Source organism: Moorena sp. SIO3I6 (assembly GCF_010672095.1).
On the sequence record NZ_JAAHHU010000430.1, the window covers coordinates 1 to 3568 of the forward strand.

General features: G+C 42.3%; 8 protein-coding genes and 1 pseudogene. 4 read left to right on the forward strand and 5 right to left on the reverse strand.

Annotated elements, in window-relative coordinates:
- Window positions 1-24: 24 nt before the first annotated feature.
- The 3 genes from F6K49_RS37335 to F6K49_RS37345 are packed head-to-tail and all read right to left on the reverse strand — an operon-like array spanning window position 25 to window position 1091.
- Window positions 25-651, reverse strand: coding sequence for a type I restriction endonuclease (locus tag F6K49_RS37335; RefSeq protein ID WP_293063889.1), 627 nt, complete (start codon window positions 649-651; stop codon window positions 25-27).
- A 25-nt stretch (window positions 652-676) separates the two neighbouring features.
- Window positions 677-919 carry a DUF433 domain-containing protein gene (locus F6K49_RS37340; protein WP_293039601.1) on the reverse strand — a complete coding sequence of 81 codons (243 nt, stop codon included), beginning with the start codon at window positions 917-919 and terminating at the stop codon, window positions 677-679.
- Entirely contained in the window at window positions 906-1091 is a 186-nt protein-coding gene (locus F6K49_RS37345; protein ID WP_366511313.1) for an element excision factor XisI family protein, read from the reverse strand. Before F6K49_RS37345 ends, F6K49_RS37340 begins: the two co-directional genes overlap by 14 nt.
- Between F6K49_RS37345 and F6K49_RS37350 the strand changes: the two genes are divergently transcribed.
- From F6K49_RS37350 to F6K49_RS37360, 3 genes are all read left to right on the forward strand, one after another.
- Entirely contained in the window at window positions 1062-1259 is a 198-nt protein-coding gene (locus tag F6K49_RS37350; protein ID WP_293024454.1) for a hypothetical protein, read from the forward strand. The genes F6K49_RS37345 and F6K49_RS37350 overlap by 30 nt on opposite strands.
- Window positions 1260-1552: 293 nt before the next feature.
- Window positions 1553-1963 (forward strand): XisH family protein, encoded by a 411-nt coding sequence (locus F6K49_RS37355; protein ID WP_293024451.1) that lies wholly within the window; start codon window positions 1553-1555, stop codon window positions 1961-1963.
- Window positions 1951-2286: a XisI protein gene (locus tag F6K49_RS37360; protein WP_293063885.1), complete on the forward strand. Its 336-nt coding sequence runs from the start codon at window positions 1951-1953 to the stop codon at window positions 2284-2286. The genes F6K49_RS37355 and F6K49_RS37360 overlap by 13 nt, the downstream gene beginning before the upstream one ends.
- A 22-nt stretch (window positions 2287-2308) precedes the next feature.
- Here the strand turns inward: F6K49_RS37360 and F6K49_RS37365 are convergent, their stop codons facing one another.
- Together F6K49_RS37365 and F6K49_RS37370 are read right to left on the reverse strand one after the other, a co-directional pair.
- Complete coding sequence (locus tag F6K49_RS37365) at window positions 2309-2656, reverse strand: XisI protein (RefSeq protein ID WP_293063882.1); 348 nt, start codon at window positions 2654-2656, stop codon at window positions 2309-2311.
- A complete protein-coding gene (locus F6K49_RS37370) occupies window positions 2632-3060 on the reverse strand; it encodes a XisH family protein (protein ID WP_293063880.1) in 429 nt (142 codons plus the stop codon). The genes F6K49_RS37365 and F6K49_RS37370 overlap by 25 nt, the downstream gene beginning before the upstream one ends.
- Window positions 3061-3232: 172 nt before the next feature.
- Here F6K49_RS37370 and F6K49_RS37375 point away from each other — a divergent pair.
- Window positions 3233-3568, forward strand: a pseudogene (locus F6K49_RS37375) (YbjN domain-containing protein); the annotation flags it as partial.

A 3568-nucleotide genomic window follows, 5' to 3' on the forward strand; every position in this document is an offset into this window, starting at 1 on the left:
CATCCGCTTCGCTAACAGCAATCTCTAGTTGTCGGAAAATTTGTTGGTTTTTAACTTCTTGAGAATAGTCGCAACCTCGTAGAGCTTATTTTGCCGAGACAATAATGAAAACGCATCAGAAAAATCGTATACTTTATCCTTCAACTTGCAGAAGATAAAATCGCTGCCATTCGTTACCATGCCAAAGCTTGGTTGTCGTGGTGCAGCACTCATATAGGCTAAACACTGTGGTAAAGCAATATCCGCCGCAAACTTAGATCGTTTAGCTTCTACAGTCAGTATCCAAACAAGATCGCGAATCACCAATACATCTATCCGACCTCGATAAACTTCATTGTGTTCTTCCACCTCCAGACTGATAGGAACCTCAGATTGTACGAAAAACGGAGGCTCATGAAATTCTAACCGTTCCAGCAGTGGTGCAACAATAGATAAAAGCACCGTTCCTTCAGTTAAGAGACCAGCATTGTAGTAATTATGATATCGCTGCCGGAGACGGTCCAGAAAAGATTTATCATCATCTAATATCTCAATAGAGGATACCTGCCATTCTGAAAAAAACGATTCATCAGTGGCGCGACATAACCCCAAGCGCTCATGTAATGCTTGAAAGCTTGAAATCGTTTTCTCGATTGCCAGTAGTCTACTCATACAGAGCGATTGCTATGGAATTTATTCATTGTAGCTTTTTATGATGAGGCATTCCTATGGGAATTTCTTCCGGAGGAACTCCCATACGCCAGGTTTCAACAACTGCCCTCACAGGAGTTCGAGTCCCCTTAATGATCGGTTCATTATTGAGAATCTGGTCATCTCGAACAAAGTACAGGTAATCAGTAACCTGAACCATAAACACAAAAGAAACCGTACTATTTTCCTTAAGCCTAGCCCTTCCAAAGCAAACACTATCCAACCCCATACCCAGTATGTTCACGAATCTCGGGGGGATGAAAAGCAAGAACAATCCTATCGTTCGGTACTCCTGAAGTAACTAATTCATCCGTGATACCATCTTCAATACCGTCGTAGTGAATCCAGATTTTACCATCGCGGATTTGAGCATGAACAATCGTACCATAGTAAGCATTCAGCGGTCAGCGGTCAGCGGTCAGCCGTCTGCTTTGTGGCACAGGCTTTGGCCTTGGCCAAAAGGCCACGCGGGGCGCGTTTGGCCACGCTGTGCGAACGACGCTGGGACTTTTGTGACTATTAAACAAATGGTTACCTGTTTTATTCAAAAGCTGAGAGCTAATAGCTGATAGCTCTGAGCTAATCACTGAGAGCTGAGAGCTGAGAGCTGATAGCTGATAGCTTACGTACCATATACACGGCGATGATTTTCCCAGTCTTCATGGAGCAGCAGAAAATAATTGCGATCGCTCTTAGCGGAAGCTGAGGCCTTTGGCCACGCTTCGCGAACGCTTCATCGCGTAGCGTGACCTACGGTCAATCGCTAACCTGACCCAGAATAACTCAAAACTCTAAAGGAAGTCCATTATTGTATAATGGTTTTGTATCAAGATTTGCATAGATTTCCCGTCATAGCCAGCGAATGAGAGACGTATTTCATAATGCTGTAAGGCACGGACTAGAAAAAGAGGGCTGGACAATTACCGATGATCCTCTCAGGATTCGGTCTGGCCGAGTTGATATGCAAATAGATTTGGGAGCTGAGAGGTTACTTGCAGCAACAAAAGGAAATGAAAAAATTGCTGTTGAGATCAAAAGCTTCACCAATCCCTCTAATATTTCTGAGTTCCACACTGCTCTGGGGCAATTTTTAAATTACCAAGTTGCTTTAGAACAAGAGAAACCTGAGTTCAAACTGTTTTTGGCAATACCTGTTGGGGCATTAAGGACTTTCTTTAGTCTACCATTTGTGCAAACAGTAGTTAAGCGTTTTCAGCTCAGTCTCTTGGTTTATGATCCATCTGAAGAGGTGATTTTAGAATGGAAAAAATAATCCAGTATCGCCAATACATTAAACAACTTCTGAGTGATTATGCCAGTAAAAGTCCATCTGATGAAGATGTTGAAGCTGCCTTAATTTTTGACTCAGACCACGACCATTACCAAGTTGTCTATACCGGTTGGAAGAATCGCCAACCAATGTATGGTTGTGTTCTACATATGAGTATCAAGAATAGTAAAATTTGGATACATCATGATGGAACTGAAATTGGTTTTGCCAACGAACTTGTCAAATTGGGAGTACCAAAGACTGATATTGTACTAGCATTTCAAGAACCTGCTGTACGTCAATATACTGACTTTGCAGTGAATTAGATTCAGATAACGATGCTAAACCCTATGCAACCCCATACCCAGTATGTTCACGAATCTCGGGGGGATGAAAAGCAAGAACAATCCTATCCTTCGGTACTCCTGAAGCAACCAATTCATCCGTGATACCATCTTCAATACCGTCGTAGTGAATCCAAATTTTACCATCGCGGATTTCAGCATGAACAATGGTACCATATACACGGCGATGATTTTCCCAGCCTTCATCGAGCAGCATAAAATGATTGCGATCGCCACTGATAATTACAGAGGTTGTCACATCACCATAGCGGTAAGGAAGATTGGCGTAATACTTTAAAATATTTTCTAGGGTTTCACCCCATTGCTCTAAACGTTGATTGGTGGTTTCCATTCGATAATTTCCTCAATATTTACATCGAAAACAAGTAGGCGAAAACCAGGTTCTTCCAACAGAATTTGTCCAGCTTCCTCCTCAAACAATGTTTCAAAAATCTTGCGAGCAACTGCCAGATATATTTGGCGATTAGGATCTCGTTTCTTGAGTATCCTACTATATAAAAAGAATTGTCCCCATGCTTTTTCAAGATCATTAATAGGAGAAGGGCTGATAAAAGTTTTTACTTCAACCGCTATTTTTGTAGCACCTCGTTCAGCAGCAATCAGTTTTTCAGCACCTAAGTCAACTAAGGCATTACGGGTACCGATTTTGATAATCAGTGGATCATCAGTAATAGTCCAACCATCTTTGATCAGGGCGGTTTTGACAGTATCATGATAAAGGTCTTTAGCAGGCATCGACGAGTTGTTCCATAGTTTGAGGTTTAATTTTTCCAGTCCGCTGATAGCTGAACGCGCACGCGTGCGCGTAGCGCTTAAGCTTACAGCTATACTAGCAAAGCCCTAAACCTGGAACTAAAACCAGGACTGCCATTAACAACAACTGGATTTACTTTAATTTATCAAAAAAATGAATGATTATACTGAAAACTTCCCTTTAGACAAAGAGTTAACCTTAAGCGACTCCTCCAATCCCTTAACCATTCCCACAACTTCCCTATCTCTCACCACACAAAACGAGCAAATCATCGAATGTCGCCTTAACTTCCACGTAACCCCCGAACTTTACCACCGCATCGACACCGAAAAACTATTCAACCTCAAACCAGAAGTACGGGCACCCATGAGTGGTGGTAACTTTCTCCCCAGTGGTGACATCCAAATTGAAACCACTCTCCAACCGGATTTACTGCCACAGCTATTAGAAAACGCTTCCACCGCAGAAGAAGCTGCTAACTACCTGCTT